The sequence below is a fragment of the Amniculibacterium aquaticum genome, assembly GCF_003852705.1.
GTDB classification, from domain to species: Bacteria; Bacteroidota; Bacteroidia; order Flavobacteriales; family Weeksellaceae; genus Amniculibacterium; species Amniculibacterium aquaticum.
The window spans coordinates 1-26,275 of sequence record NZ_REFA01000014.1; the positions used below are offsets into that span (position 1 = coordinate 1).

At 37.0% G+C, this 26,275-nt stretch carries 26 protein-coding genes and 1 tRNA gene; 9 read left to right on the forward strand and 18 right to left on the reverse strand.

Features of this window, described 5'->3' with window-relative positions:
* Positions 1-187: 187 nt before the first annotated feature.
* Positions 188-748, forward strand: a complete 561-nt coding sequence (locus EIY84_RS07380) for a DNA-3-methyladenine glycosylase I (RefSeq protein ID WP_124641767.1) — start codon at positions 188-190, stop codon at positions 746-748.
* A 42-nt stretch (positions 749-790) separates the two neighbouring features.
* Here the strand turns inward: EIY84_RS07380 and EIY84_RS07385 are convergent.
* Both EIY84_RS07385 and EIY84_RS07390 read right to left on the reverse strand, forming a co-directional pair.
* Positions 791-870, reverse strand: a tRNA-Leu gene (locus EIY84_RS07385).
* Positions 871-944: 74 nt separating this feature from the next.
* On the reverse strand, positions 945-1,706 hold the full coding sequence (locus EIY84_RS07390; protein WP_124641769.1) for an MBL fold metallo-hydrolase: 762 nt from the start codon (positions 1,704-1,706) through the stop codon (positions 945-947).
* 46 nt (positions 1,707-1,752) lie between these two features.
* On the opposite strand from EIY84_RS07390, the gene EIY84_RS07395 reads away from it, so the two are divergent.
* Together EIY84_RS07395 and EIY84_RS07400 are read left to right on the forward strand one after the other, a co-directional pair.
* A complete protein-coding gene (locus EIY84_RS07395) occupies positions 1,753-3,192 on the forward strand; it encodes a TonB-dependent receptor (protein WP_124641771.1) in 1,440 nt (479 codons plus the stop codon).
* Complete coding sequence (locus EIY84_RS07400) at positions 3,185-3,640, forward strand: GAF domain-containing protein (protein ID WP_124641773.1); 456 nt, start codon at positions 3,185-3,187, stop codon at positions 3,638-3,640. Before EIY84_RS07395 ends, EIY84_RS07400 begins: the two co-directional genes overlap by 8 nt.
* Here EIY84_RS07400 and EIY84_RS07405 read toward each other — a convergent pair.
* The 3 genes from EIY84_RS07405 to EIY84_RS07415 all read right to left on the reverse strand — a co-directional run bounded on the left by EIY84_RS07405 (position 3,632) and on the right by EIY84_RS07415 (position 6,425).
* Positions 3,632-4,366 (reverse strand): ABC transporter substrate-binding protein, encoded by a 735-nt coding sequence (locus EIY84_RS07405; RefSeq protein ID WP_124641775.1) that lies wholly within the window; start codon positions 4,364-4,366, stop codon positions 3,632-3,634. The genes EIY84_RS07400 and EIY84_RS07405 overlap by 9 nt on opposite strands.
* Positions 4,367-4,378: 12 nt before the next feature.
* Entirely contained in the window at positions 4,379-5,698 is a 1,320-nt protein-coding gene (mgtE, locus tag EIY84_RS07410; protein WP_124641777.1) for a magnesium transporter, read from the reverse strand.
* A gap of 145 nt (positions 5,699-5,843) precedes the next feature.
* Positions 5,844-6,425 (reverse strand): pyruvate decarboxylase, encoded by a 582-nt coding sequence (locus EIY84_RS07415; protein ID WP_124641779.1) that lies wholly within the window; start codon positions 6,423-6,425, stop codon positions 5,844-5,846.
* Between the two features lie 168 nt (positions 6,426-6,593).
* Here EIY84_RS07415 and rpsO point away from each other — a divergent pair, with 168 nt between their 5' ends.
* Together rpsO and EIY84_RS07425 are read left to right on the forward strand one after the other, a co-directional pair.
* On the forward strand, positions 6,594-6,863 hold the full coding sequence (gene rpsO / locus EIY84_RS07420; protein WP_124641781.1) for a 30S ribosomal protein S15: 270 nt from the start codon (positions 6,594-6,596) through the stop codon (positions 6,861-6,863).
* 204 nt (positions 6,864-7,067) lie between these two features.
* The gene (locus EIY84_RS07425) at positions 7,068-9,239 is read left to right on the forward strand and encodes a polyribonucleotide nucleotidyltransferase (RefSeq protein WP_124641783.1); all 2,172 of its coding nucleotides are present in this window, start codon (positions 7,068-7,070) and stop codon (positions 9,237-9,239) included.
* A 143-nt stretch (positions 9,240-9,382) separates the two neighbouring features.
* Here EIY84_RS07425 and EIY84_RS07430 read toward each other — a convergent pair whose 3' ends face one another.
* Positions 9,383-10,762, reverse strand: coding sequence for a tyrosine phenol-lyase (locus tag EIY84_RS07430; protein ID WP_124641785.1), 1,380 nt, complete (start codon positions 10,760-10,762; stop codon positions 9,383-9,385).
* A gap of 353 nt (positions 10,763-11,115) precedes the next feature.
* On the opposite strand from EIY84_RS07430, the gene EIY84_RS07435 reads away from it, so the two are divergent.
* Together EIY84_RS07435 and mtaB are read left to right on the forward strand one after the other, a co-directional pair.
* Complete coding sequence (locus EIY84_RS07435; protein WP_124641787.1) at positions 11,116-11,700, forward strand: DUF1572 family protein; 585 nt, start codon at positions 11,116-11,118, stop codon at positions 11,698-11,700.
* Between the two features lie 87 nt (positions 11,701-11,787).
* Entirely contained in the window at positions 11,788-13,119 is a 1,332-nt protein-coding gene (mtaB, locus tag EIY84_RS07440) for a tRNA (N(6)-L-threonylcarbamoyladenosine(37)-C(2))-methylthiotransferase MtaB (protein WP_124641789.1), read from the forward strand.
* Between the two features lie 97 nt (positions 13,120-13,216).
* Here the strand turns inward: mtaB and EIY84_RS07445 are convergent, their stop codons facing one another.
* Genes EIY84_RS07445 through EIY84_RS07460 form a run of 4 tightly spaced genes read right to left on the reverse strand, consistent with a single transcriptional unit; the run spans position 13,217 to position 16,622 of the window.
* Positions 13,217-13,627, reverse strand: a complete 411-nt coding sequence (locus EIY84_RS07445; RefSeq protein WP_124641791.1) for a cytochrome C — start codon at positions 13,625-13,627, stop codon at positions 13,217-13,219.
* Between the two features lie 12 nt (positions 13,628-13,639).
* Complete coding sequence (locus tag EIY84_RS07450) at positions 13,640-13,900, reverse strand: hypothetical protein (protein ID WP_124641793.1); 261 nt, start codon at positions 13,898-13,900, stop codon at positions 13,640-13,642.
* Positions 13,897-14,889: a cbb3-type cytochrome c oxidase subunit II gene (locus EIY84_RS07455; protein ID WP_124641795.1), complete on the reverse strand. Its 993-nt coding sequence runs from the start codon at positions 14,887-14,889 to the stop codon at positions 13,897-13,899. Before EIY84_RS07455 ends, EIY84_RS07450 begins: the two co-directional genes overlap by 4 nt.
* 5 nt (positions 14,890-14,894) lie before the next feature.
* Positions 14,895-16,622 (reverse strand): cbb3-type cytochrome c oxidase subunit I, encoded by a 1,728-nt coding sequence (locus EIY84_RS07460; RefSeq protein WP_124641797.1) that lies wholly within the window; start codon positions 16,620-16,622, stop codon positions 14,895-14,897.
* Positions 16,623-16,892: 270 nt separating this feature from the next.
* Here EIY84_RS07460 and EIY84_RS07465 point away from each other — a divergent pair, with 270 nt between their 5' ends.
* Together EIY84_RS07465 and EIY84_RS07470 are read left to right on the forward strand one after the other, a co-directional pair.
* Positions 16,893-17,489: a MarC family protein gene (locus EIY84_RS07465; protein ID WP_124641799.1), complete on the forward strand. Its 597-nt coding sequence runs from the start codon at positions 16,893-16,895 to the stop codon at positions 17,487-17,489.
* A 39-nt stretch (positions 17,490-17,528) separates the two neighbouring features.
* Positions 17,529-17,723 carry a hypothetical protein gene (locus EIY84_RS07470; RefSeq protein WP_124641801.1) on the forward strand — a complete coding sequence of 65 codons (195 nt, stop codon included), beginning with the start codon at positions 17,529-17,531 and terminating at the stop codon, positions 17,721-17,723.
* Positions 17,724-18,194: 471 nt separating this feature from the next.
* Here the strand turns inward: EIY84_RS07470 and EIY84_RS07475 are convergent, their stop codons facing one another.
* The 8 genes from EIY84_RS07475 to EIY84_RS07510 form a co-directional block, all read right to left on the reverse strand.
* Positions 18,195-19,316 (reverse strand): hypothetical protein, encoded by a 1,122-nt coding sequence (locus tag EIY84_RS07475; RefSeq protein ID WP_124641803.1) that lies wholly within the window; start codon positions 19,314-19,316, stop codon positions 18,195-18,197.
* Positions 19,317-19,783: 467 nt separating this feature from the next.
* Positions 19,784-20,437, reverse strand: coding sequence for a KilA-N domain-containing protein (locus tag EIY84_RS07480; protein WP_449371676.1), 654 nt, complete (start codon positions 20,435-20,437; stop codon positions 19,784-19,786).
* A gap of 63 nt (positions 20,438-20,500) precedes the next feature.
* The gene (locus EIY84_RS07485; RefSeq protein ID WP_124641805.1) at positions 20,501-21,460 is read right to left on the reverse strand and encodes a chorismate-binding protein; all 960 of its coding nucleotides are present in this window, start codon (positions 21,458-21,460) and stop codon (positions 20,501-20,503) included.
* Positions 21,461-21,645: 185 nt separating this feature from the next.
* Positions 21,646-22,080 (reverse strand): PaaI family thioesterase, encoded by a 435-nt coding sequence (locus tag EIY84_RS07490; protein ID WP_124641807.1) that lies wholly within the window; start codon positions 22,078-22,080, stop codon positions 21,646-21,648.
* A gap of 9 nt (positions 22,081-22,089) precedes the next feature.
* A complete protein-coding gene (locus EIY84_RS07495) occupies positions 22,090-22,662 on the reverse strand; it encodes a 1-acyl-sn-glycerol-3-phosphate acyltransferase (protein WP_124641809.1) in 573 nt (190 codons plus the stop codon).
* A 257-nt stretch (positions 22,663-22,919) separates the two neighbouring features.
* Positions 22,920-24,608: a PspC domain-containing protein gene (locus EIY84_RS07500; RefSeq protein WP_124641811.1), complete on the reverse strand. Its 1,689-nt coding sequence runs from the start codon at positions 24,606-24,608 to the stop codon at positions 22,920-22,922.
* An 11-nt stretch (positions 24,609-24,619) separates the two neighbouring features.
* Positions 24,620-24,949, reverse strand: coding sequence for a PadR family transcriptional regulator (locus EIY84_RS07505; protein ID WP_124641813.1), 330 nt, complete (start codon positions 24,947-24,949; stop codon positions 24,620-24,622).
* A gap of 148 nt (positions 24,950-25,097) precedes the next feature.
* Positions 25,098-26,270: an MFS transporter gene (locus EIY84_RS07510; RefSeq protein ID WP_124641815.1), complete on the reverse strand. Its 1,173-nt coding sequence runs from the start codon at positions 26,268-26,270 to the stop codon at positions 25,098-25,100.
* Positions 26,271-26,275 lie beyond the last annotated feature (5 nt).

Consider the following 26,275-nt stretch of genomic DNA (forward strand, 5'->3'; position numbering starts at 1 on the left):
GAATGAACGCTTGGATAGATAGCTTTAAAGCGCTATTAATACGATATGAAACTAAAGAAAAACATTGGAGGGATTTTCATCTGCTCGCATTCTGTTGTATTTTGATTAGGAAACATTAAACAAGTTCGATGTTAAAATTAAATTAAAACAAAAATACAATCTGTAATTTTGATGAAAATTTTGTGTGATGGCAGAACGGTTTCGCTGTCCTTGGTGCGAAAAGGACGATTTGTATAGAAGATATCACGATGAAGAATGGGGAAATCCCGTCTTTGATGATAAAATATTTTTTGAATTTATGATCCTTGAAGCCTTTCAAGCGGGACTCAACTGGCATACGATCCTGAAAAAAAGAGACGGGTTTCGAAATGCTTTTGATGGTTTTGATGTGGTAAAAGTGTCTCGGTATAATGAAGATAGGGTGGAAGAATTGATGTCGAATTCTGATGTAATTAGAAATAGATTGAAAATTTTAGCGGCCATAAACAATGCAAAGCGGTTTATAGAGATTCAGGAAGAATACGGATCGTTTTCTAATTTTATATGGTCGTTTGTTGAAGGTGAGCCTGTTGTGAATTTTCCTAAAAGCAGTTCTGATGTTCCTGCAACAACAGAGTTATCGGATACTATTGCTGGGTTTTTAAAAAAGAGAGGTTTCAAATTTATGGGTTCGACGGTGGTGTACGCTTTTTTACAAGCCACGGGTTTGGTCAACGATCACTTGAAAACTTGTTGGCGAAGTCACTAAAAAAATAATCCCTCACAACTTTCGTTATGAGGGATTCCCGTGTACCCAGGACCGGAATCGAACCGGTACTCCTAAGAACTGGTGTTTGAGACCAGCGCGTCTACCAATTCCGCCACCTGGGCCGCTATTGTTTTACGGTTGCAAATATAGGGGTATTTTTTAAAACTCCAAGAGTTTTTTTATTTTTTTTTGAAATTTATAGTTCAATTTCTAATCCATCAAATGCAAGTTTAACATTGTCAGGGAGTTGGTGGTTTTCTTCATGTTTGCCAAAATGGTGGCTAAGATGGGTGATGTATAAAGTTTTTGGTTTCAATTCGGCGTTAAGCTTCAGAATATCGTCTAAAATAAAGTGTGCAGGATGGGGATTTTCTTTTCGAATGCAGTTTAAAATTAAAAAATCAAGATTTTTCAACTTCAATTTTTCATCTTCAGGGATGAGGGATGCGTCCGTAATGTATGCTGTTTTGTTGAATTTGAATCCTAAGATCGGAAGCTGATGGTGCAACAGATGGATGGTTTCTATTTCAACATCAAATAAATGTAAGGTTTCTTGCATTTCGAAAATATCAAACGATGGCGCTCCCGGGTATTTGTTTTCGGAAAAAGCATACGGAAAGCGAAGTTTTATTTCGTTGCCGACTCTTTGGTTGCAGTAGATGGGCATGGAGCTTTTCCCCCTGAACAGTATGGGTCTTACATCGTCCAAACCAATGACATGGTCGTTGTGTTCGTGTGTTATCAGGATGGCATCTATGTTTTTTTCTTTCTGGTTTAACATTTGAGTTCTGAAGTCGGGACCACAATCGATCAGGATTTTGTGCAGATGGTCGGTGGTGATGAGTGCCGAGGTTCTTAGTCGCTGGTCTTTAGGATTTGTAGAGGTGCAAACCTTGCATTCGCAACCGATTACGGGAATTCCTTGTGAAGTTCCTGTGCCTAAAAATTTTAACTTCATATTTTCAAGGTTGGGTTAATTTTGGTAAATTTACAAAAATTTTGAAATGTCCCTGTTAGAACATAAACTTACCCCAAAACAAAAAGCACTTACCATCAATTTAGACTCCTCCGTGTACGGGACTTTTGCCGAAATTGGCGCCGGTCAGGAAACGGTTAGGCAGTTTTTCCGTGTTGGTGGTGCTTCTAACACCATTGCAAAAGCCATGTCGGCTTATGATAAAGATTTTTCCGATGCCATCTACGGTAAGGAACCTAAAAACCGATATGTTACCCAAAATCGTTTGAGAAAAATGCTTCGCTATGAAGTGTCTTTGATTGAAGAACGACTCAATAGAGAGAATTTTCCGGACAGAAGGTTTTTTTCCTATGCCAATACGGTAACCACCATTAACTTTGACAAAACCAACCAAGGTCACGGTTGGGTAGGAATTTGTTTTCAATCCAAATGCGATGAAGGGTACAACGAAATCGTACTTCATGTAAAATTTCACGATAACGATGCCGCTCTGCAACAAGAGACTCTTGGTTTTCTTGGGGTAAATTTGATCTACGGTGCTTTTTACTATTCGGATAATCCCAGAAGATTGATCGAATCTTTGTATGAAGATATCGCTAAGGACAAGTTGGAAATTGATATGATCGATTTCTCCGGTCCTTCTTTCGAATATGTGGACAACCGATTGATGAGTCTGCAGTTGGTCAGAATGGGGATGACCGATGCTGTTATTTTCAATCCTGATGGGCACAACATGTTGCCAGCAGATTTGCTGTACAAAAAAAATATTTTTGCAGTTCGTGGAAGTTTCAGACCCGTAACCCGAGTGAATATCGATATGTTCGACAACGGTTTGGAAATGTTCATGAAAGACAACAATTGCCATAATGATAATTTGGAAGTTTTGTTTGAAATTACCATCTCCAATCTTAGAGCATCCGGAGCCATAGACGAAAGAGATTTCTTGGATAGGGTAGATGTTTTGGGGAAATTGGGTTACAATGTTATCATTTCCAATTTTTCGGAATACTATAAATTGGTTGACTATTTCGCAGGATACACCAAAGAGAATGTTGGAGTTGCGATGGGCGTGAACAACTTGTTGATGGTATTCGAAGAAAAATACTACAACCACTTGTCAGGTGGGATTTTGGAGGCTTTCGGTAAGGTGTTCAAGAAAAATGTAAGAATTTATCTTTACCCGTATTACGATATGGATAATAAAATTTTGCTGAACTCTGACAATCTAAGGGTAGATGAAAATCTGAAAGAATTGTACAAATACTTCAAACACAACAGGAGAATTGTAGATATCGAAAATTACAACATGAAGTATTTGGAAATTTATTCCAGAGAAATTCTTGAAAAAATAGCCCGCAACGAAAAAGGTTGGGAAAGCCAATTGCCAGCCGGAGTTCCGGAAATGATCAAATACCGAGGTATGTTTGGGTATAAAAACGAAATGTTAGCAGACGATACGCATGAATAATACAGAACTTAAAAAAAGACTGTCGATAATAATTGAAAGTCCAAGTACCAATATCAACGACAAATTGTTGAAGATTTGTCAATTTTTAAATCAGGAAATTTCCTATTTTAATTGGACGGGATTTTACTTTAAAAACGGTAACAAAGACGAGTTGATTCTTGGCCCTTATGTAGGAGCATCCACCGATCATACGGTAATTCCGTATGGGAAAGGAATTTGTGGACAGGTTGCCGTATCCAACCAAACTTTTGTGGTTCCGGATGTTATGGCGCAAGACAATTACCTGAGCTGTTCTGTAGAAACCAAAGCCGAAATCGTTGTTCCCATCATGAAAAATGGAGAAAACTTAGGACAAATTGATATCGACTCGCATACCTTAAATCCTTTTACCGATGAAGATAGAGCGTTGTTGGAATGGATTTGCGAAAAAGTTGCCGGATTACTTTAAAACTTCAATTTGCAGGATCAAATCTTGGTAATACCGTTTGCATCTTGCCAAATGGGTTCCGTACCACGAAAAAGCTTCACCATCAACAATGATGATTTTTTTATTGGGTAGTTGCTCCAGAAGCTCAACTTTGTGTTTTTCTTGAAAAGGATACGGTTCTGTTGAAAGCAGTATAAAATCCGAATTTTCCATATCCGAAATTTCTATCATCGGATATCTGGACTGATGAATGTGTGTGTTTTTTAGCCCAAGTCTTTCTAAAATATGATGGATAAAGGTGTCGTGCCCGATCGTCATGTACGGTTTTTTCCAGATGAGATAGCTGTAGGAAAGGTCTTTATTCAAAATTTTTTGGGGAAATGCATCCTTAACTTTTTCAATCCATTTATTGGCAATCTCCGATTTATCAAGTCTTTTACCCAGCTCTTTTAGGAATTGAGTATTGTCTTCTAAAGTATCTATTTCTGTAAGCCAAACCGGGAAATAGGGCATCAATTCCTCTACCTGATCTTTTACATTTTCTTCCTTGTTGGCGATAATAAGATCCGGATTGATCGCTTTTATTTTTTCGACATCAATGTTTTTTGTGCCTCCGATTTGTGCGACTTTTTCTACCTTATTTTTTGGATGAATGCAGAATTTTGTTCGACCAACAATTTCAATGTTCGTTAATCCAAAATCAAACAAAGTTTCGGTAATGGACGGGACTAGTGAGATGATTCTCATAATAATTTTAGGTTAAAGCAGCTTTCCTGAAAGGAAAAGTCCGGCAACGGTGAAGTAGATGATCAGACCGGTTACATCCACCAAAGTGGCCACAAACGGAGCAGATGAGGTTGCAGGATCCAGTTTGAATTTTTTCAATACAAAAGGAATCATGGATCCACTTAGTGTTCCCCAAAGAACGATGGCTACCAAGGACAATGAAACGCTTAATCCAACAAAAACCCAATATTCGCCATAGTCGTAAAGTCCCATTTCCTGCCAAAGCATGATTCTTAAAAATCCGATAGCACCGAGGATTCCGCCTAAAAATAAACCAGAGGTAATTTCTTTTTTTAGGACATACCACCAATCTTTAAGCGTGATTTCTTGCAAAGCCATAGCCCGGATGATGAGTGTGGCGGCTTGTGATCCTGAATTACCACCAGAAGAAATGATCAGTGGGACGAATAGAGCAAGTACCACAGCTTTTTCAATTTCATGGTCAAAGAATCCCATTGCCGAAGCCGTGAGCATTTCGGAAACGAATAAAATGATCAGCCAAGTGGCTCTTTTTCGGATCATTTCCATCCATGAAGTTTGGGTGTAAGGAAGGTCTAATGCCTCCAAACCCCCGAATTTTTGGATGTCTTCCGTGTTTTGTTGTTCAATCTGATCCAAAATGTCATCAATGGTCACGATGCCTACCAAGACTCCGGCTTCTGTGACAATTGGAAGTACGGTTCTGTCGTATTTTTCAAAATAAGAAACGGCATCTTCTTTGGTGGTGGTGGTACTGATGGCAACAAAATGGTTGTCGGTAATGTCAGAAACCAAATCCTCTTCTTCGGCCAACAATAAGGATCCGATGGTTAAATCGTCGATGAGTCTGTTTTTTTCATCAACCACATAGAGGTGGTTCATGGTTTCCACTTTTTTGCCTACTTTTTTTATTTGTTGAAGGCATTTTTTTACGGTCCATTCCTTTCGGATTTGGATGTAGTAGGGGGTCATCAACCTGGCAATGGAATTGGGTTTGTAGCCCAAAAGTTTCAGAGCAATCCTTCTTTCCTGAGGATTAAGGTGGTTGATGGAATATTTGATCAGTTCGTCCGGGAAATCTTCGAACAAAGCGGTTCTGTCATCCGGAGTCATGCCGTTCAAGATTTCAGAAACCTCTTCGCTACCAATGCTTCGGATGGTTTCTTCTTGGAAATCCGGATCTAAGTGGGCAAAAACCTCTGCTTTATATTCTTTTGGAATCCTAAGGAATGCCAGAAGTCTTTCATCTGCGTGCAGTTCACTCAGATTTTCTGCAATATCTGCCGGGTTAAAAATCAATTTCTTAGTATCCATTTTAATCTAAATATTTTGACCGGTTATTAAATTAAAAATTGCATTGAACTCCATGAAGATGTGGGACTGATCAAAAATTCAAAGCGCACAAAAGTACCTTAAATTTTATAAAAAATAAGAGTTTATTTATTTCTTTTTAATTTTTTTAAGTCGAAGAATTTGTTTTTTGTAATTTTAGGCATCTGAGGACTTCTTTCAAAGCTCCTTTTGTTCCCAGTTTTACAAAATTTTCTGCAGAACCCAAAAGCCGTTTATTTTTTTTATAAGTATCGTATTGTGTTTCTGTTAGGAGATCGCCATGCGCATTGTAGAGTTTCATGCCAACGATTACCTGGCTGGAAAATACATATTTGCCTAAACCTACCTTGAAATATTTAATTTTCGAAACCACAGCATAGTCGGCTTGGTTGTTTAGGCAATATTCTTTTATGGTGTCCGGATTAACTTCGTCAAAAGGAATCAATTGATCGGCTCTTAATAGGATGTTTTGATTGTTTTCGCTTAATTTATCCGAAGCAGCTGAGAAAAAAGTAGAGTTACTGGGCTCTTTGATCTCTTCCAAATCGGGTTGGATGTCCGGATTGAAATAGAGGATTTTTTTACTTTTTAATTGTTTAATTTCGTTATTTTGTATTTTATTTTGCACAAGTTGTTGTGCTTTTAGGTAAGCTAAGCCTCCTAAAAGTACGGTAACTGTGGTGTAAATAAGAATTTTATTCCTCTTCATAATTCATACAAAAGTAGTTTTATTTCTAGGGAAATCAAAAGTTTATTCAATAGATTGTTGTATTTTTCACCTATACAGTTGAATAGATTTTTTAAATAATGGTTGGCGATTCAAAAAAAAGTTATACTTTTGCAGCTCGTTACATAATAATCATTAAACAATATTTGCATGTACTTAACATCAGAAAAGAAAGCAGAAATCTTCGCAAAACACGGAAAATCTGCACAAGACACAGGAAGCGCTGAAGGACAAGTTGCGCTTTTTACTTACAGAATTAACCACCTTTCAGGTCACTTGAAAGCGAATCACAAAGATTATAACACAGAAAGATCTTTGGTGAAATTGGTAGGTAAAAGAAAAGCTTTGTTGGATTATCTTAAGAAAACGGATATCGCAAGATATAGAGCAATTATTGCTGAATTAGGATTAAGAAAATAATCTATTCTTTACAAAGAATTCTAAAGCAACTCAAATTTATGAGTTGCTTTTTTTTATTTTTCTCCTTTAAAATCATTAATTTTTAGGAAATTAAGAATTGATAATGACGGCTAGCTGAGTAAAAAATACTACCTTTGCCCAGAAATTTTTTTAAAGATTAATATTAACTGCACTCAATACGGAGTGCCTAAGACGAACAAATTTATGAATGCTCCACAAGCAATTATTGAAAAAATTCAATTAAAAGATGGTAGAGAAATTACCATCGAAACGGGCAAACTAGCCAAACAAGCCAACGGATCTGTTGTTGTAAAATGCGGCGGAACCATGTTGTTAGCCACCGTTGTTGCCAATAAAGACGCTAATCCAGGGGTAGATTTCCTACCATTAACCGTTGATTATAGAGAAAAATTCTATGCCGGTGGTAAAATACCGGGTAACTTTTTCCGTAGAGAGACCAAACCTTCTGATGAAGAAGTCCTAACCATGCGTTTGGTGGACAGAGTTCTGCGTCCGCTTTTCCCAGAAGATTTCCACGCAGAAGTACAGGTGATGATTTCCCTGATTTCTTATGATAAAGAAGTTATGCCAGAATCGTTGGCAGGACTTGCTGCCTCTGCAGCGATTGCCATTACCGACATCCCTTTCAATGGACCTATGTCTGAGGTAAGAGTGGTAAGAATAGACGGTCAATTGTCCATCAATCCAAGCCTTGAAAATTTGGCTAAAGCCGATTTGGATATCATGGTAGGGGCCACCAAAGATTCCATCGTAATGGTGGAAGGTGAGATGAAAGAAATCTCCGAAGCAGAGATGATCGAAGCCATCCAATTTGCACATGAAGAAATTAAAGTACAAATAGAAGCTCAAGAAAGATTGGCTTCAAAAATTGCTTCATCACAAACAAAAAGAGAATATTGCCATGAAGTGCATAACGAAGAAATCCGTGAGAAAGTATGGAAAGAATGTTATGACAAAGTATATCAAGTAGCCAGAGTTCCTTCGGCAAAAGAAGAAAGAGGAGAAAAATTCAAAGCGGTTTTGGAAGAGTTCTTGTCTCAATATTCTGAAGAAGAAAGAGCAGAAGTGGAGTCTTTCGTGAAAGTATATTACCACGATGTTGAAAAAGAAGCCATGAGACAAATGATCCTGAACGAAGGAATCCGTTTGGACGGTAGAAATTCAACAACCATTCGTCCTATTTGGTCGGAAGTAGATTATCTTCCTGGTGCACACGGTTCTGCAATCTTTACAAGAGGTGAGACCCAATCTCTAACAGCGGTAACTTTAGGATCTGTAAAAGATGCCAACATGGTCGATACGGTTGCTATTAACTACGATCAAAGATTTTTCTTGCATTATAATTTCCCACCATTCTCTACCGGCGAAGCCAGACCACTAAGAGGAACTTCCAGAAGAGAGGTAGGACACGGAAACTTGGCTCAAAGAGCTTTAGCAAACATCATTCCTGCTGAAAATCCATACACCATCCGTGTGGTTTCTGATGTTTTAGAATCCAACGGATCGTCTTCAATGGCAACGGTTTGTGCCGGGACATTGGCTCTTATGGATGCAGGGGTACAAATTACAAAACCGGTTTCCGGTATTGCAATGGGATTGATTACCGATCCTAAAACGGGAAAATTTACGGTACTTTCTGACATCTTAGGAGATGAAGACCACTTGGGTGATATGGACTTTAAAGTAACAGGAACTGCAGACGGAATTACAGCTTGCCAAATGGATATTAAAATCCAAGGTTTGTCTATGGATATTATGAAAACAGCCCTGAACCAAGCTAGAGATGGTCGTTTGCATATTTTGGGCGAAATCCTAAAAACCATTGATGCTCCAAGAACCGATGTTAAACCACATGCTCCAAAAATGGAAGTTTTGGAAATATCTAAAGATTTTATCGGTGCAGTTATCGGACCTGGTGGAAAAATCATTCAACAAATGCAAAAAGATTTTGAAACGGTTATTTCTATTGAAGAAATTGGAGAAATCGGTAGAATCGAAATTTCAGGCGTTTCTAGAGAAAATATCAACGCAACCATTGCAGCCATCAACGAGATAACATTCGTACCGGTTGTAGGCGAAGTGTACAAAGGTAAAGTTGTGAAGGTGATGGATTTCGGAGCTTTTGTTGCCATCGCAAAAGGAACTGAAGGTTTGCTTCATATCTCAGAAATCGAATGGAAGAGATTGGACAAAGTTCCGTATGCTGAAGGCGATGAGGTTGAAGTGAAATTTATGGGGTACGACGATAGAAAGAAAATGAAACTTTCTAGAAAAGTGTTGTTGCCAAGACCTCCTAAACCAGAAGCAAAACCAAAAACAGAAAAATCTGAAGAACCACAAGCACCACAAGCTTAATGTTTTTTTAAATAATGGAAAGCCACTTGAAAAAGGTGGCTTTCTTTTTTTTTGAAAAGTTTTCCCAAAAAAAATCCAAGGAAACGGGTTCCTTGGAAAAACAAAAAAAATCAAATTTGAAATTGATCGTATTTTTTTGGGTACTAAAGCTGCTCAAATCGTGCTTGGAAAAAACGAAGATATTTCGGCTCGTAGATCATTTTAAGTCCTTTTATTTCATTTCTTCTCTCATAAACTCTGGCAGTAGATTCGGCAATTACATCCATATGAGCTTGGGTATAGACCCTTCTTGGAATGGTAAAACGAACCAACTCCAGTTTAGGATAATAATTTTCACCATTGGCTTTTCTTCCTGCCGATACGATGCCTCTTTCCATGGTGCGGATGCCGGCATCCAGATAGATTTCTGCAGCCAAAGTCTGCGCTGGGAATTGGTCTTGAGTAAGGTGAGGCAAAAATTGTTTAGCATCAACAAAAATTCCATGTCCACCTACCGGAGTTACAATAGGGATCCCGAATTCTTTCATTTTATCGCCCAGGTATAAAACCTGTCCCACTCTGGCTTTCATATGGGCATCTTGCACCGATTCTCGTATGCCGATGGCAAGTGCTTCCATGTCTCTTCCTGCCAATCCTCCGTAGGTGTGCAATCCTTCGTACACAACCACCATGTTTCGGGCTTCTTCAAATGTCTCCCAATCGTTTAGGGCAAGGAATCCACCGATGTTCACCAAACCATCTTTTTTTCCGCTAAAGGTGGCTCCATCGGTATAACTGCAAATTTCTTTTACAATTTCGGCAATGGTCTTCAGTCGGTATCCTTCTTCTCTTTGTTGGATAAAGTAGGCATTTTCGGCAATTCTGGTCATGTCCAACATAATTTTAATGCCTTTACTTTGGGTATAGGCTCTCAGTTCTTTCAGGTTGGCCATGCTTACCGGTTGTCCACCAGCCATATTAACGGTAGTGGCTACACAGATGTACGGTATTTTGTCGGCTCCATGTTCTTGTACCAATTTTTCCAATTTATTCAAGTCGATATTTCCTTTAAATGGAAATTCATTTTCAGAATCGTGGGCTTCATCAATGATGATGTCATGAAATATACCTCCAGCTAATTCTTGGTGCAGTCGGGTGGTGGTGAAGTACATGTTGCCAGGGACGATGTCTCCTGGTTTGATCATGATTTGGGATAGGATATTTTCAGCACCTCTACCTTGGTGGGTAGGTACCAAATATTGGTAACCGTAAACTTCTTTTACAGTGTCTTCTAGGGTATAGAAATTTTTACTGCCGGCATAGGCTTCATCACCACGCATCATTCCGGCCCATTGTTCGTCGCTCATGGCATTGGTTCCGCTGTCGGTGAGTAGGTCTATATAAACATCTTCAGATTTTAATAAAAAAGTATTAAATCCAGCTTCGTTTAGTGCTTGTTTTCTTTGCTCTGGAGTGGTCATCTTCAAGAGTTCCACCATTTTTATTTTATAAGGCTCGGCCCAGCTGTTTTTTTTAGGGATCATCGTATATTTTTTTTTGTATGATTATTTTTTCGTTTTTCATATTTATTTTTGAGTAGAATACGATGGTCAAGTGGGTTTTCTCAGAAATTTTGAATAGATCAATAGGCTAAACAAATCCAGTAATTTTGATGAAGTGGAATGTGATGTCATACTATTTTGTGATGATTTTTAATCAGGACAAATATATCTTATTTTTGAACATAAACAACGAATCCGATAAATAATGATTTATTTTTTTTTATTTTTTTTATTATGCTGATAAATTCGTAATTTTATTGGTCAATTCGTGCTGTTGATTATGAAGAACTTTGCCAAACTATCATTTTAAACAAGTCTTAATAAAAAGGAGAATTATGAAACATCTATTGACCCTACGATTTCAATTCTATAAAAACCTTGGCGAAAAAGCCATGGAACCCCTGATGGAAGATGAATTGCATTGGCAATACAATGAGGAAAGCAACAGTATCGCAGTTTTGGTAAATCACATTTCTGGAAACATGCAGTCCAGATTTACAAATTTCCTCACCGAAGACGGCGAAAAACCGTGGCGTAATCGCGATGCTGAATTCGAAAATAGTTACCAATCCAAAGAAGAACTCTTGAATATTTGGGAAAAAGGTTGGGATTGTCTTTTTCAGGCTTTGGAACAACTCGATGAAGAAAACCTAAAGAACACCGTAACGATTCGTGGTGAGGCAATGTTGGTGGCAGATGCATTGTTCAGGCAACTTTCTCATTACGCCTATCATGTTGGACAAATGGTATATATCGCAAAAATGATTAAAAACAGTGATTGGAAATCTCTTTCCATACCTAAAAATAAATCCAAAGAATTTAATGCTAAAATGTTGAATAAGAATGAAGATTTGGAACAAGAAAATGCCTCTCCTGTGTGCTTTGCAAAAAGCAACGAAATAAGAGACGAGTACAAATAGAGATCTCTGTATTGGTGATAATAAAAGAGGCATTACTCTTACTTAACATAAAATTCGTACTTTTGCAGTCGATTTTATCATACCACTATGACTCAAAAAAAAGCAGCATATCATACTCTAGGATGCAAATTAAACTTTGCAGAAACCTCTACCATTGCTAGACAATTAACGGCAAATGGTTATGAGAAAGTAAGTTTCGAAGATCCTGCAGATGTATATGTCATCAACACTTGCTCGGTTACCGAAACAGCAGATAAAGAATGCAAACTCCATGTGAAAAGAGCCCTGAAAGCCAATCCCAACGGATTGGTGGTCATCATCGGATGTTATGCCCAACTAAAACCTGAAGAGATTTCTAAAATTGAAGGGGTAGATTTGGTTTTGGGAGCCAAAGAAAAATTTAATATTCCTAGATATCTTAACGAACTCAAAAAATCCGAAAACCAAGGTATCGTACATTCTTGCGAAGTAGAAGAAGCCGATTTTTTCATTGGAAGTTATTCCATTGGAGACAGAACCCGTGCCTTCCTCAAAGTACAAGACGGGTGCGACTATAAATGTACCTATTGTACCATCCCTATGGCGAGAGGAATTTCCAGATCCGACACCATCGAAAATGTGGTGAAAAACGCTAAAGATATTGCAGCCAAAGACATTAAAGAAATTGTACTGACCGGTGTTAATATTGGTGATTACGGTAAAGGCGAATTTGGAAATAAAAAACACGAACATACTTTCTTGGATCTCATTACGGAACTGAATAAAGTTGAAGGTATCGAAAGGATCCGTATTTCTTCCATTGAACCAAATTTGTTGAAAGACGAAAGTATAGAATTGGTGGCCAAGTCTCAACGATTTGTACCGCATTTTCATATTCCCTTGCAAAGCGGTAGCGACGAGTTGTTGAAGAAAATGAAACGCCGATATCTGACCAAATTATATTCGGACAGGATATCAAAAATCCGAGAAATAATGCCGGATTGTGCCGTTGGTGTCGATGTTATTGTTGGTTTCCCAGGAGAAACGGATGAAGAGTTTTTCAAAACTTATAATTACCTGAATGAACTTCCGATTTCTTACCTTCATGTTTTTACCTATTCCGAAAGAGAAAATACAGAAGCCGTTGATATGGACGGCGTAGTTCCTGTGGCAGAGAGAAAGAAAAGAAATAAAATGCTGAGGATACTTTCCGAGAAAAAGAAAGTAGCCTTCTACCAATCTCAATTGGGAAAAACCCATCCCGTTTTGTGGGAGCACGAAAACAAAGACGGCATGATGTTCGGGTTTACCGAAAATTATGTGAGGGTACAAAAACCTTTTGATGCCTCTTCTGTTAATCAAATTGAAGTATTAACCCTGAACCAAATAGAAGCTGACGGGACCGTTTCTGTACTCCCTGTCGAAGTGGAAGCGAACTAATCTTGGGGTTTTAAATAAATTAAAAACGGTCAAATTTCTGGAGAATTTGGCCGTTTTTTATGAAGATTGAAAAGTTTGTAAAAATTATCACAGGCTCTTAGTTGGGCGAATTGATGGCACTCGTAATACTATAGAATGCTCCCCAAGCCAATATACTCAGAATGAGTACCCAAACCCATACCGGAATGGTTCTTGGGTTTTCGCTTCCTTTGATAATAAAATTTTGGTTTTTACCCGTGTCATAAGCATTGAGCATGAGAGGTACTGTCCCGTTGATGGTATCGTTGTTGGAAAGGCCATCAACATGGATTACAGGGCCGTTTTGCACCGTAAAGGGAATAATTTTTATCCCCTCTTTATTTTCAAATTTACTAATGATTTTTAGTTGATGGTCTCCGTCGGTTAGCTTGGTGGTATCCAACTGAAAGACAATGGGCGGATCTAGATTGGCAATGGGGTTGGGTTCGTCATCGATATAGATCAAAACGGTAGTTTTTGGAGTATTCATATTCAAGATGGTTTAAAAATTAAGAATACTATTTTTAATGTGTTGGTCTTTCTTACTTTCTGGTTTTACAATATATTTTACAAAATAAAATACGGTAAGAAAAGAAATCACCACAATAATTCCTACGGCAATCCAGTCCCAAAAACTTTGTGGTCCTGCTCCATGCGTTAGTCCTCTGGTAATTTTGGGTTGTTTTAGATCGCAAGCCTCACACGCTTTATAAAAGGTATGTAAGAAAAGTAGAATTGCAATTAGATATGTTTTTGTTTTCATTTTATTTTATCCATTATGGTTTTAACATCGTCGGCGGTAACGGTTTTTCCGCTGTTGCCCCAACTGGTTCTTTCGTGATTGATGATGGCTGCTACTTCTTCAGGTTTTAAATTGGCTGTTGTACCCACAGGAGGCATAACGCCATAGGCTGGAGCAAGTCCGTTGTAACCTTTCATGATGATGGTGATGTACAATTCCAGATCTTCACCGGTAACGACTTTGTCCCCTTTTAGCGGTGGGAAAGCTCCAGGAACTCCTTCGCCAGAACTTTGGTGGCAAGAAGCACAATGGGTGTTGAAGAGGTTTTCGCCATCCGGAAGGGTAGAGGCACCGCTAGAAGCACTTACTTTCACTTCTTTTTTGTATAAAAATTCTTTCGGAGGCATGGATTGTGGCAGTTCCGTTTGTTTTAAAGATAGCAGATAGGCTACCAGATCTTTTGCATCTTGAGAAGCTACAATTTTTCCAGTGATTCCTGCTCGAAATTTTTCAGGTACTTTTACTTCAACATCGTGTACGCCCAGTTCTGGTTTTACGATAAATAACCATTTGTAAGAGGGCATTACCGATTCTGGGACTACTGCTCTGGGATTGTAAAGGTGGGTGTATTGCCAATCGGTGCTTGCTTGTCGGTTTCCGACATTGGTAAGGTCGGGCCCTGTTCTTTCGGATCCCAAAAGATTGGCGGTATTTTGCCAAACATTCATTCTTTTGTTTCGGGCATAATCGGCTGCAATACTGGGTCTGTTCCCAAAAACCTGATCCATATCTACATTTCTTACCTGTTGGGTATGACAGGCAATACAACCTTCAGAAATATAGATTTCTTTACCTCTTTGTTCGGATTCGGTCAAGGGTTTAGAGTTGGGCAAAGGTTGGTAGTCCCTCATGCTTTGCAAAGAAGGGAAAATGCATATAATAAGTGCTAAGCCTAAAAATAAAGCAAGAGCAGTGGTGAATAATTTTTTTTGATTGTTAAAAAAGTCCATTTCCTTTATATTTGTTTAGCATGAACGATATTTAGAATTTCTTCTGGAGTATCGGGGATTTTTATTTCTTTTTTAGGAACAACCATTCTGTAAAAATTGTAAGCAAATACAAAATGCGAAATCCACATCAAAGTACCTCCAACAGCCCTAAAGACCCAATACGGAACGGATTGTACCACTCCTTTTATAAAAGGCTCTTTGTCCATCCACATCAATCCTTTTTCTGTAGAACCAATCATTAACGAGAATATGTAAATCATTAACCCAACCAAAGCGAGCCAAAAGTGCAAACCTACGGTTAAACTGGGCGGTTCTAACGAAGTGATCCTTGGCACCAAGGTATAGGTAAATGAGAACAGCATGAATGTGATAATTCCGTACATGGTCATGTGAGAGTGAGCCACGGTAAAATCGGTGAAATGCCATACCAAATTGGCCCATCTAAAAGCTTCGGCAGTACCTTGCAGAGATCCTGAAAAATAAAAAATTACAGAAACTACATAAAAAGGCATGATGTAACTCCATCTCAGCCTGTGCCATTTTCCTTTCATGGTCATCATAAAGTTGAAACTGCCCGCAACAACAGGGACTACCATATCCACACTGGCAATTATGGCTACGGTTTGTAACCACCAAGGAATGGGACTGAAAATAAAATGATGGGTACCTATTAAGGTATAAAATAATATTTGAGTCCAAAATGCGAGTACACTCAGGCTGTAGGAATATACCGGTGTATCCAATTCTTGGGGTAGGAAGTAGTACATTAATCCTAGATTGAGAAACATAAACCACATCCCAACCGCTTGGTGCATATAGAAACCTTGAACGATGGTTTCGCCCAATCCGTCTTGCCAAAACGGTAAATAACCCACCAAGACAATAACGGCTATAAACATCATGGCTGCAACAATATACCAGTTCGATACATAGATGTCTTCGGTCTTTCTGGTCTGTATGGTTTTTATGAAATTGTACAAACTAAGTCCAATGCCCATGGCAAATAGTCCCATAACAGGCCAAATATATTCCCTGTATTCGCCACCACTGTTGTTGATGCCTAACATAAGACAGATACTGCCGATCAGTACAGCACTTGCCATTAAAACTAAACTGTAATATCCCAGCTTGATGCTGTGCAATTTGGTATTTCCGACTCTTGGTACTACAAAATAGGATAGACCAACCATTGCGGTGGAAGCCCAACCCCAAAATACCATATTGGTATGCACCGGTCTTAGTCTTCCGAAACTGAGCCAAGAAATGTGATCCGAATCTGGGGCGACAAATTTTATACCCAAATATTCTCCCACACTGGTCCCGATGATGAGCCAAAGAATGCTAATGCCTAGAAACCAAAGGATTAGTTTTTTTTCTTCATCAGGGATGGTTAGCCTTGCTTTTCTTTGCCTTTTGGAAGCCAAGAACCGAATATCATGGATCTCCTTGGATTCTGTAATCAATCCTCTTGGATCCTCTACCGGATTTGGGTTGGCCAATTCGTTTCCGCCGAGTTGAAATTCCAATTCTTTTTGTCTTTTTTCTAAAGCTTGGATTTCATCTTCAGGTAAGGATTCGATTTTTTGAAGGATTTGTTTTAATTCTCTTTTCTTTAGGGTGTCCGAAATCATTCTATTGATTTTGATGATCACCAGGATCAACATGAAAATTACGGGAATTAAGAGAAGAAAAATGGTAATTTGAACACTGCTTTCGCTTAAATTATTATCCATTGTGTCAACTTTTTGATCTAACTGTTTTTATTTGTGCTACAAAGTTATTTTCAAAAAAAAGTGATTAATAATGATTCAAATCAATATTTATTTAAAAAAAATGAACTATTTTATAATTAAATGAATATAAACAGAATTTTATTTGAGTATTAATCAAATGATTGATTCTGTTAAAATTAACGATTTGTAAAATAAATAATTGCAATGGATTTGGATATTGTTGATTTAATAAAATATTTTCATATTTTTGCAAAATTAATAATTTAGACCATGTTGGAACATTTCTCCATTAAAGAAACCCTTACCGCAACCATGATTTTGTTTGCCGTAATCGATATCTTAGGATCTATTCCTATTATAGTTAGTTTAAAACAAAAATTCGGGAAGATCGATTCTGAGAGAGCAACCATCGTTGCAGGACTTCTCATGATTTGCTTCTTATTTGTCGGAAAACAGATGCTAAAATTTATTGGTTTGGATGTCAATTCATTTGCCATTGCAGGAGCTTTTGTAATCTTTATTATTGCCTTGGAAATGATCTTGGGAATAGAAATTAATAAAAGTACCGAGGCCAAATCGGCCTCCATTGTTCCTATTGCTTTTCCTTTGATTTCTGGTGCCGGAACACTGACCACCACACTTTCCTTGAAGGCGCAGTACCATGATGTTAACATCATTGCAGCCATCGTCATCAATACCGTTTTTGTGTATTTTATTTTGAAATCGGCCAACTGGATCGAGCAAAAACTGGGCGATGGAACTTTGCAAGTTTTACAGAAAGTCTTTGGAGTTATTCTTTTGGCGATTTCCATCAAATTGTTTACCACCAATTTTGCAGAATTAATTGCAACTTATGTTAGGTTTTAATCCTCAGTCTTAGTATTTTTGCAGTTCAATTTTTTGATTATGAAAACCATATACAAAGTATTTTTAGTTTTATTCGTCGTGTTTTTGGGAGTTAACCTCTATGTTATCGACTGGAAATTGGGTGTGTTTCACGAAGACAATACCACTTTGCTTATTTCGCTGGTATCGTCCATTCTAGGACTTCTAGCCGTATTTGTCCTGCACACTTGGAGCAAACTTGGAATTAAAAATTAACCGAATACACAAATTTTCTATACAACCGTTTCTATCGAAACGGTTTTTTTTATTTCAAGTGCAGTTGGACTGCACACTTGCTTTTTAGCTTTGTATATATTTATATGTCACGATGGAAGCTATAGGATTTCTTTATCAGATTGTTCTTATTTTTTTCTTTATAATGGTTACACTGATTTTGTTAGCCGTAATGTTGTTTTTTTTAATCTGCATTATGGCTCAAATTTTTAAGATTGGTATTAGAATGTTTCGCTGTTTCTGATAATTCAGTTGTATTTTGTATTTTTGAAATATGAACACTTGTTAGTTCAGCCGTGGACTGTAGTTCCTTGTGTGATGGCTGATGAGTGTTTTTTTACCAAAATAAAGTACATAAATGAGGTTAAATCGACTGGGGCAAACAGCGGGACGGCTAAATCTTTCAACTTGCAATTCTTACCGCATTTTGTCAATGCGATTTAGCTGTAGTGCTTATTCGTAATATTCTATTTCTCTCGTCCATTTGAAAAGATCTTTACCATCAACATTTTTAATAATTTCTATCCAATTGTTTTTTGAGTCAAATTTATAATTAAGGTTTACAATATGTTTTTTTCCTTCCTCAATGTATTCAAATTTTGAAATTTTCCCATCTTTATATTGAAATTTTTCAATTATTGTTGCCTTTTTAATATCTTCATTGCAGCAATATCTTTCAGTAACTTTCCCAAATTTGTTGTATTTAAAATAATTAATAGTTACGATACCATCTTTATATTTTCTACTTATAGATACTAAATTGTCATTTTTATATTTATAATCAAGTTGAAGTCCTAATTGTGGAATTTTTCGATTTTCATCATGCTTATATAAATCATAAGTCTGATACCTTAAAATTCTATTTTTTTCATCATAAATGATTACAAGATCTTTATATACTGTTAAAAGTGTATCTTGAACTCCATAAGACCAAGTTCGTTCTCCCTTTTGTTGCCAAGAGTTTGGATTCTTGTATATTCTATATTTTAATTTTCCACTTTCATTGTAAAAATATTTATACTCATCTATAGTTCCATTTTCATCATATTCTTTTAGCGTTTTTAATTTATCATTTTCGAATTTTTTATAGGTATATCTAAAATAATCATTTTTATTTTTTTGCCTTATTATATTTACATCTCCATAATCCGAATAATAATAATTGGTTGTATAAACTGAATAGTTTGTAGAATCAATTTCTTTAATAATTTTATTTTCTTTGTTATAGATTTTCTTGTACGAGTTATTGAAATTATCTTTTTTACCATACCACAAATCACTCACGATATTTCTATTTTTATCAAAAGTTCTGACATAATTTATGTAATAGCACTGGTTTGAAGTGTACCAAGTTTTCTTAAATCTCGAAAAGGTTGCTTCAGGTCCCATAAAACCAGAATGTCCATAATCATCGTAATATAATAATTGTGGGTTCTCAATTTCAGTTAAAAAAATTACTTTTTCTTTAATTTTTTTTACATTACCATAAATTGTATCTTTAGGTAAATAGTCCTGAGATTTACATTCTGCAATTATGAAGAATGAAAAAATGAAAATAAATATTCTATCAATCATTTAAGTGTAATTATTGTAATATTCTGATGAAATTTAATTATAATATTGAAAATCAAACAATTATGTTTTTTCTGTTTTTAAATTATTTGATTTTCTAAAATAGGAAAAATTTATTTCGTAGACGGCTAAAAATAACTTTGTTTTCGAGTAAGGTATTACTATGCTTTTTCAGATTGTTAAAATTAAACAATAAAAAATAAAATGAACAACAGTAGTGGCTCTATTTCTAATTTGTTTGTTGGAGGTTTGTTGTAGTTCTCTTATTTTAATTTTTTCAATACATTATTTTGAAGTAAGGATTTCATTTGCGTTATAGCTGCTTGGTTTAGTTGGATAAGTCGTTCATTTTGTTTCAAACCTTGTCGGATAAGTAATGCGTTAATACTTTCCATATTACTTAATACCACCAATTGTTCCAATGTCGCATAATCTCTAATGTTTCCATTTTTGTCAGGATTATTGCCTCGCTATTGTTTGGCTGTAATTCCGAAAAGTGCTACATTCAATAAATCCGCTTCGTTTGCATAAACAATACTCACTTGTTGTTTTGTAATATGTTGAGGTATCAGATTTTCTTTGATAGCGTCTGTTTGAATATGATAGTTTACTTTGGCTAATGTCCGTTGTAAGTTCCATTCTAACTTCAATCGGTCATTTTCTTCGTTTTTCAGTCGTTGAAACTCTTTTATTAGGTAAATTTTGAACTGTGGACTAATCCACATACCAAATTCAAAAGCAATGTCGGGGTGTGCATAAGTTCCTCCGTATCGTCCTACAGTTGCTTTTAGTCCAATTGCATTTGTCTTTTCAACCCATTCTTTTACACTTAGTTTATAGCTATTCAACCCTGCCTGACTTTTAATTGTGGCATATTCGCCATAATTAAAATTGGTGTTGTAAATACTTTCCCAAACCCCAAGATATTCAACTGTATTTCTGTTTCGAAGCCAATCGGAAATGAAAAAATCTCCATCTTTTGCTTTCAGCATATCGGTTAATGAAATATACTCTTGTTCTTTGTCAAGAATTATCGTAATTACTTTTCCTTCAACTTCTATTTTCTTATTCTTGCCATATTCTACAATGTATATTGTAAAATTACAAAAAGAAAACTTTAGTATTTGCGATTAGTATTGGACTTACTACTAACTTTTAAAATTTCTACTACTGTAAGGTTGAGGTCATCAACGATTAATGACCAAGTTGTTGATGATGGCCAAGGATTTCAGTTCGGTCTCTTGCCATTCTTTTTCTGGAGAACTGTCTTTGGTAATGCCTCCGCCAACGAATATTTCTGCATGGTCGGTGTAGAATTTTGCACAGCGAAGATTGACAAAAGAATACAGGAAATCTTCCGTTTCTATCCGGCTGTAGCCGGCATAAAATTCTCTGCTGAATCCTTCCAATTCCAAGATTTTTTCTTGACAAATGTCTTTGGGTATCCCACAAACTGCCGGAGTAGGATGCAGGTCTTGTAGAAGATTCTGTACATGTTCTTCTTCAATTTCTATGGAAAAATCGGTCCTCAAATGTTTGATATTTCCTGAAGGATGATCGTAGGTTTGGGATTGTTCTACCGTTTTAGAATACGATTTTAAGACATCCAAAATATAATCGCTCACGGGTTGCTGCTCTTCAATCTCTTTTTGTGACCAATTTTCGGCTATGGGCAGAGTCCCGGCAAGGCTCATGGTTTGGAATTTTTTTGTTTTCTTATCGTAAATGCCCAATGCCTCAGAAAAAGCCCCCATCCAAGCCAAATTATGTTCGGAAAAAGCATAGACAAATGCAGATGGATATTTCTTGCACAGGTTAAGAAATGAATTGGGAAAATCTATTGTGGCGTAATCGACTATTTTTTTTCTCGCAATAACCAGTTTTTTTAATTTGTTTTGCTGGATGATTTCTACCGTTTTCTCAATTTTTTTTAGGTATTCTGCTTGGCTTTCTTCTGCATGATGAAAGTCGTTTTCTGGAAGTTCAAACTCAATGTTTTCAATTTCTTGCTTGGTGATTGCTACCATTTTACCCCTGAAATCAAGCCGTTCATTACCATCAAAAGAATGGAGGTTGTATTGGGTGTCGCCACAAGAACGGTCCAGTTTATACAATTGATCCTGATGGGGAAATTTGAAAATCAACATGTGTAGGATACGGATTTTTTTTGATGAAAGTTCTTTACAAAATTGATGTGGAAGAGATTAAGAGCCCGTTTAAAATTTTCCCGAAATAATAAATCGGCTATTTCTAATCGTTCTCATCAGCCTTTTTGTATTCAAAAATTCTAGATATAAAATTTAAACAGGCTCTAAATTTTCAGCAGGTTGTCTTAGACTTTACCGATCGGGATGATGTTGTTGGTCATGGTGGTATGATTGACCAAGTTTCCTTTTTCATCACGAATTTCAATTTGAGAAACATGCACGGTATTTCCTTTTCTGATAAAGGAAGCTGTACCGGTAACCAGGCCGCTTTTTTTTGCTCTCAAATGGTTAGAGTTGATGTTGGTACCCACAGGGACCACTTTGCTTGTATCTACATGGAGGTAGGAAAGGCAAGAACCCAAAGTTTCGGCCAATACGCAACTAGCACCGCCGTGCAATATGCCATAAGGTTGGTGGGTTTTTTCGCAAACCGGCATGGTTGCCGTTAGGGTATCTTCGGTAACATCGGTGAATTTTATGTCCAGATGTCCAGCCATGGTTTTCCCGGCTCTCCAACCGTTCAGTTCGTTTAACAGTTCTTCTTTTTTTGTATGATCCATGGGGGGTGTTTAATAAATTTTAGGATTCCAGTTTTCAGGAATTTTTGCTTTAATATTGTTTTTGATGTAGTACTCTTGGATTTCTTGCATGATGGTTTCGTAAGGTTCGGAAACCAGTTTTTCATACGGTATTTTGTATCCTAAAATGATAGAATTGGTTCCAAAATCTCCTGCTGCCAGTACCAACGGTACTTTCGCTGCCAAAGCCATGTGATAGAAGCCTTTTCTCCATTTTTCAACTCGGCTTCTTGTTCCCTCAGGAGTGATGACCAGTGAGAAGTCTTCTTTTTCAAAAAGTTTGGCAACAAAATTAACCAAATCGTTTTTCTGACTTCTGTCGATACCAATACCGCCAATGGCTTTTACTACAAAACCGTACCAAGCTTTGGTGTGCGCATCTTTGATGATGACTTTCAGATTCTTACCCAAAGACCAATAGGCAAGGTTACCCAGTAGATATTCCGAATTATGAGTGTGTGGGGCAACCACAAGAATACAACGATCCAAGTTGGATGCATCTCCGTGTAGGACCACCTTCCAACCTATAATTTTGAGTATGAGTTTTGATAGAATTTTTTTCATGATTTAGCTTTTAATTCAATAAAAAAGAGCATAACAAAGGCTGTTATGCTCAACAAAGATATTGATAATAATTTGTTTAAAATAGATTGGTGATGAAATCCATAAATTTTATGGCGATTTCGAAAGCTAACTGTATCATTGTGTGTAATTTATTAATGGTTGTGATTTGATTGAGCTAATGTACTAATTATTGATCAATTGTTTGAAATTTAATTGTTAAAAAAAAGCTAAATTTTTAATACATCATTTTTTTTAGTTTAGTTTGTTTCAATCTTGATGTTGCTTTTATCGTCTTTTATTTGGATGTTGATGTTTTTTAGTTGTTCCAAATCTTTCAGACCTTTTGGCATTTTTTTCTCAAGAATCTTTTCAGCAACATCCTTGTGGTATTTTTTACCATTGACGGTTATGGAGTCCTTGTCCTTATCGTTGATGGATATGTCTAGCTTGTCGCCTGCAATTCGGGTCGAATCGTATTCTACCGTGACATCATCATCTTGGTCATCATCCATGGAAAGGTGCAGATTGTCATTCAGTGCGATCACTTTTTTAGTTCTTGGTACCACCAATTCATAATCGACATCATAATCTCTCAATCGGTATTGGTAGGGATATTTGAAATAGTTGGGCAGTAGGATTTTGTTGTCCACCACTTCCACAGGGATTTCCATTTTCAAAGGTTGGTTGTAGCCGTCGGCAGATTTCTTTACCAAAAGATAAGGTGCAAAGACTCCATCTTTATGGGTAACCTCCAGATACGGACTGTCTTCTTGATAGATGTTTTGCAAATCCGAATAGATTTCGTCTCCATAGGATTTAAAATTCTGAGGGACAGCCACTTTCTTTAGATCGACCAAAATACTGTCCGATGTACTGTTGATGGCGATGCGATCTTCCTCTTCGTTATTTCCTGTGTATATGGTTTTGTATTTCAGGGCTTTGTATCCAAAAAGTCCTAGGAAAATGATCCACAGAAATACCAATCCTCCAATCACATAGCCGGTGTAATTCAGTCTGGTTTTTGGCGAAATTAATCGGATGGAGATGAATAGGAATATCAAAGACGGAATAAAAACCGTAAGAAAAGCAAAGATAATCCCGAAATATTTTAGAAAACCATCTTGCAAATAAAACTGTATATTGCCCGGAAGATCTACAAAATCATTGTCCAAGCTTACACCAAAAACAGCGATGGCAGAAAACAACAATCCCAATCCCATAAGACCAAAAATCCCACCGATGAAAAAACGAAATACATTCCAAATTCCGCTTCCTGTTTTGTTGATGAAAGGCTTACTTTCTTGGTACATCTCTCCAAGTTTATGGGTCGATTCATTGGCGAAATCCAAGATTTTACCGGACTCTTCCTTGATGTTATCAAAATTAACCGGTTTTCCCTTCATCTTCAAAAAATCCGAAGTTGTTTTGGCTTGTGGCAAAACGATCCAAAGTACGCAATAAATTACGATGACCAAGAATGTAGAGATCATGGTGAACAATCCGATAATTGCAATTAATGCCCAAATAACGCGCATCCAATTGATGTCCATACCGAAATAATTGGCCAACCCGGCACACACACCGCCCATTTTTGCATTCTCGGGATCACGGAACAATTGTCTTGGTATGTTGTTACCGTAATTGGTATAACTTTTCTTTTGCTTGTCGTTGGTTTGGTAGGCTTCTTCTTGCTCTTCAATCACTTCAGGGCTACCAATTTGGGTCATGATTTTTTCGACATCGCCATCGTTGATGACTTCTCTTTTACCTAAAGATTCTTTGAAAAGTTCAACCATTCTCAGCTCTATATCGTGCATTACTTCGTCGGACTCTTCCTGATCCAAGGAGTTTCTAAGTGCCGAAAGATAATCGTTCAGTTTTATGTAGGCATGTTCCTCTATGGTGAATGAGAAACCGGCAAGTCCTATAGATAGTGTTTTATTCATCGTTAGTTTTTTTAGTTGTTTTGAGTAATTTTTTGTACAGATTCAGTCAGTTCGTTCCAAGTCAATTGCAATTCTGTTAAAAATAAATTGCCTTTTTCCGTGATTTGATAGTACTTTCTGGGCGGTCCTCCTGTAGATTCTTCCCAACGATAGGAGAGAAATTCTCCATTTTTCAATCGGGTAAGGAGCGGGTAGAGGGTGCCTTCGACAACATCCAATTGGCCTTTCTTCAACTCTTCAATCAGATCAGAAACATACATTTCTTTTCTGTTGATGAGGCTGAGAATGCAAAATTCCAAAATCCCCTTACGCATCTGCGCTTTTGTGTTTTCGGTATTCATTATTTCTATTTTGTTATTTGATTAAACATTTTCATCCTGTTATGAATTTGATATGACAAAGATATATATAAAGTTTGGTATTATGCAATACAAAGTAGTGAAATAATTTTATTTTATTTGTTAAGTAATTGATTATCAAGCGTAAAATTTATTTTAGAAAAAGAATGAAAATCAGACTAAAGATGAAAATTATGGAAATTAAGAAAATCATCCACGAAAAATTGACCAACAGTATTCCGGTTGTGCTCCCCAAAATACTGGCTCCTAAATAATAACAAAGTAGGTAAATGGCAATGCTAACCGATTTCTTACTGTGGTAAAACTCGCCAATGCTCTTGCTGCACACCGTATGTGCTACAAAAAAAGCATAAGTGAACAAGGCAACTCCAAGAACAACCGTGATGGGGTTAGCGAAAAAAATCATAGAAATCCCGAAAACTCCCAAGATGCTCATGGCTTTCAGAATTTTTTTGGATGAATTGAGTTTTCTCTGCCAAAATGAAACCGACATCGAGCCTCCAATCCCCGCAATGTACAAGAAATACACATACGGAATCCATTCTTGCGAAATGTTAAAAGGCGATTTTACCAAGAAAAAAGCCATGTAGTTGTACAAGCTGACAAAGGCGCCCAAAAGCAGAAATCCGGTTAGGTAATAGGAGAATAGTTTTTTGTTGAATATCAGCATCATGTTTGGCTTTATCAACGATAGAAACGATTGTTTCTTGGGAATAAAATGCTTGGACTTGGGGGAAAATAAGAAAAAAAGTACGGCAAAAATAAAACAAACCACTCCGATGATTTCCGAAGCCGTTTTCCAAGAATATTCGTGGGCAAAATGTGAGGCCATCACCCTTCCGACCATACCTCCAATGGCATTTCCGGAGATGTATAATCCTGTAATTTTTAATTTTTTTGATGCCGAAACTTCTTCTGAAATATACGCCAAACAAACCGAAGTTGCACCCGCCAAAAAATAACCTTTCAGAAAATTAAAAAACAAAAGCAAGGTGAAATGGTTGGAAAATGAAGATAACAATGCGAAAACCGCCGAGGACAACAAAGAGTAGCCAATTACTTTTTTCCTGCTGTATCGGTCGGCAACAAACATGGCGGTCAGCAATCCCAAAGCCATCCCAAAGGTGGATGACGAAACGGCCAAACTGCTTTGGGCTTTGTCTATTCTAAAATAATCGACCAATTCCGGGAGCAACGCCTGATAATAATACAACAATCCAAAACAAGACAATCCGGACAAGAAAACCGAAATTCCGATTTGCAAGTCTCTATTGGTGTTGGTTTTTGCAGGATTGTTGGTCATTATTT

Excerpts from the sequence above, each read along its gene's own strand:
- EIY84_RS07390 (WP_124641769.1), bottom strand. The coding sequence starts at position 1,706 with ATGAAGTTAAAATTTTTAGGCACAGGAACTTCACAAGGAATTCCCGTA.
- mtaB (WP_124641789.1), top strand. The coding sequence starts at position 11,788 with ATGACTCAAAAAAAAGCAGCATATCATACTCTAGGATGCAAATTAAAC.
- EIY84_RS07380 (WP_124641767.1), top strand. The coding sequence starts at position 188 with ATGGCAGAACGGTTTCGCTGTCCTTGGTGCGAAAAGGACGATTTGTAT.
- EIY84_RS07500 (WP_124641811.1), bottom strand. The coding sequence starts at position 24,608 with ATGAATAAAACACTATCTATAGGACTTGCCGGTTTCTCATTCACCATA.
- EIY84_RS07425 (WP_124641783.1), top strand. The coding sequence starts at position 7,068 with ATGAATGCTCCACAAGCAATTATTGAAAAAATTCAATTAAAAGATGGT.
- EIY84_RS07475 (WP_124641803.1), bottom strand. The coding sequence starts at position 19,316 with ATGATTGATAGAATATTTATTTTCATTTTTTCATTCTTCATAATTGCA.
- EIY84_RS07395 (WP_124641771.1), top strand. The coding sequence starts at position 1,753 with ATGTCCCTGTTAGAACATAAACTTACCCCAAAACAAAAAGCACTTACC.
- EIY84_RS07455 (WP_124641795.1), bottom strand. The coding sequence starts at position 14,889 with ATGGACTTTTTTAACAATCAAAAAAAATTATTCACCACTGCTCTTGCT.
- EIY84_RS07435 (WP_124641787.1), top strand. The coding sequence starts at position 11,116 with ATGAAACATCTATTGACCCTACGATTTCAATTCTATAAAAACCTTGGC.
- EIY84_RS07450 (WP_124641793.1), bottom strand. The coding sequence starts at position 13,900 with ATGAAAACAAAAACATATCTAATTGCAATTCTACTTTTCTTACATACC.
- EIY84_RS07405 (WP_124641775.1), bottom strand. The coding sequence starts at position 4,366 with ATGAGAATCATCTCACTAGTCCCGTCCATTACCGAAACTTTGTTTGAT.
- EIY84_RS07470 (WP_124641801.1), top strand. The coding sequence starts at position 17,529 with ATGAAAACCATATACAAAGTATTTTTAGTTTTATTCGTCGTGTTTTTG.
- EIY84_RS07460 (WP_124641797.1), bottom strand. The coding sequence starts at position 16,622 with ATGGATAATAATTTAAGCGAAAGCAGTGTTCAAATTACCATTTTTCTT.
- EIY84_RS07495 (WP_124641809.1), bottom strand. The coding sequence starts at position 22,662 with ATGAAAAAAATTCTATCAAAACTCATACTCAAAATTATAGGTTGGAAG.
- EIY84_RS07510 (WP_124641815.1), bottom strand. The coding sequence starts at position 26,270 with ATGACCAACAATCCTGCAAAAACCAACACCAATAGAGACTTGCAAATC.
- EIY84_RS07400 (WP_124641773.1), top strand. The coding sequence starts at position 3,185 with ATGAATAATACAGAACTTAAAAAAAGACTGTCGATAATAATTGAAAGT.
- rpsO (WP_124641781.1), top strand. The coding sequence starts at position 6,594 with ATGTACTTAACATCAGAAAAGAAAGCAGAAATCTTCGCAAAACACGGA.
- mgtE (WP_124641777.1), bottom strand. The coding sequence starts at position 5,698 with ATGGATACTAAGAAATTGATTTTTAACCCGGCAGATATTGCAGAAAAT.
- EIY84_RS07490 (WP_124641807.1), bottom strand. The coding sequence starts at position 22,080 with ATGGATCATACAAAAAAAGAAGAACTGTTAAACGAACTGAACGGTTGG.
- EIY84_RS07445 (WP_124641791.1), bottom strand. The coding sequence starts at position 13,627 with ATGAATACTCCAAAAACTACCGTTTTGATCTATATCGATGACGAACCC.
- EIY84_RS07505 (WP_124641813.1), bottom strand. The coding sequence starts at position 24,949 with ATGAATACCGAAAACACAAAAGCGCAGATGCGTAAGGGGATTTTGGAA.
- EIY84_RS07485 (WP_124641805.1), bottom strand. The coding sequence starts at position 21,460 with ATGTTGATTTTCAAATTTCCCCATCAGGATCAATTGTATAAACTGGAC.
- EIY84_RS07430 (WP_124641785.1), bottom strand. The coding sequence starts at position 10,762 with ATGATCCCTAAAAAAAACAGCTGGGCCGAGCCTTATAAAATAAAAATG.
- EIY84_RS07415 (WP_124641779.1), bottom strand. The coding sequence starts at position 6,425 with ATGAAGAGGAATAAAATTCTTATTTACACCACAGTTACCGTACTTTTA.
- EIY84_RS07465 (WP_124641799.1), top strand. The coding sequence starts at position 16,893 with ATGTTGGAACATTTCTCCATTAAAGAAACCCTTACCGCAACCATGATT.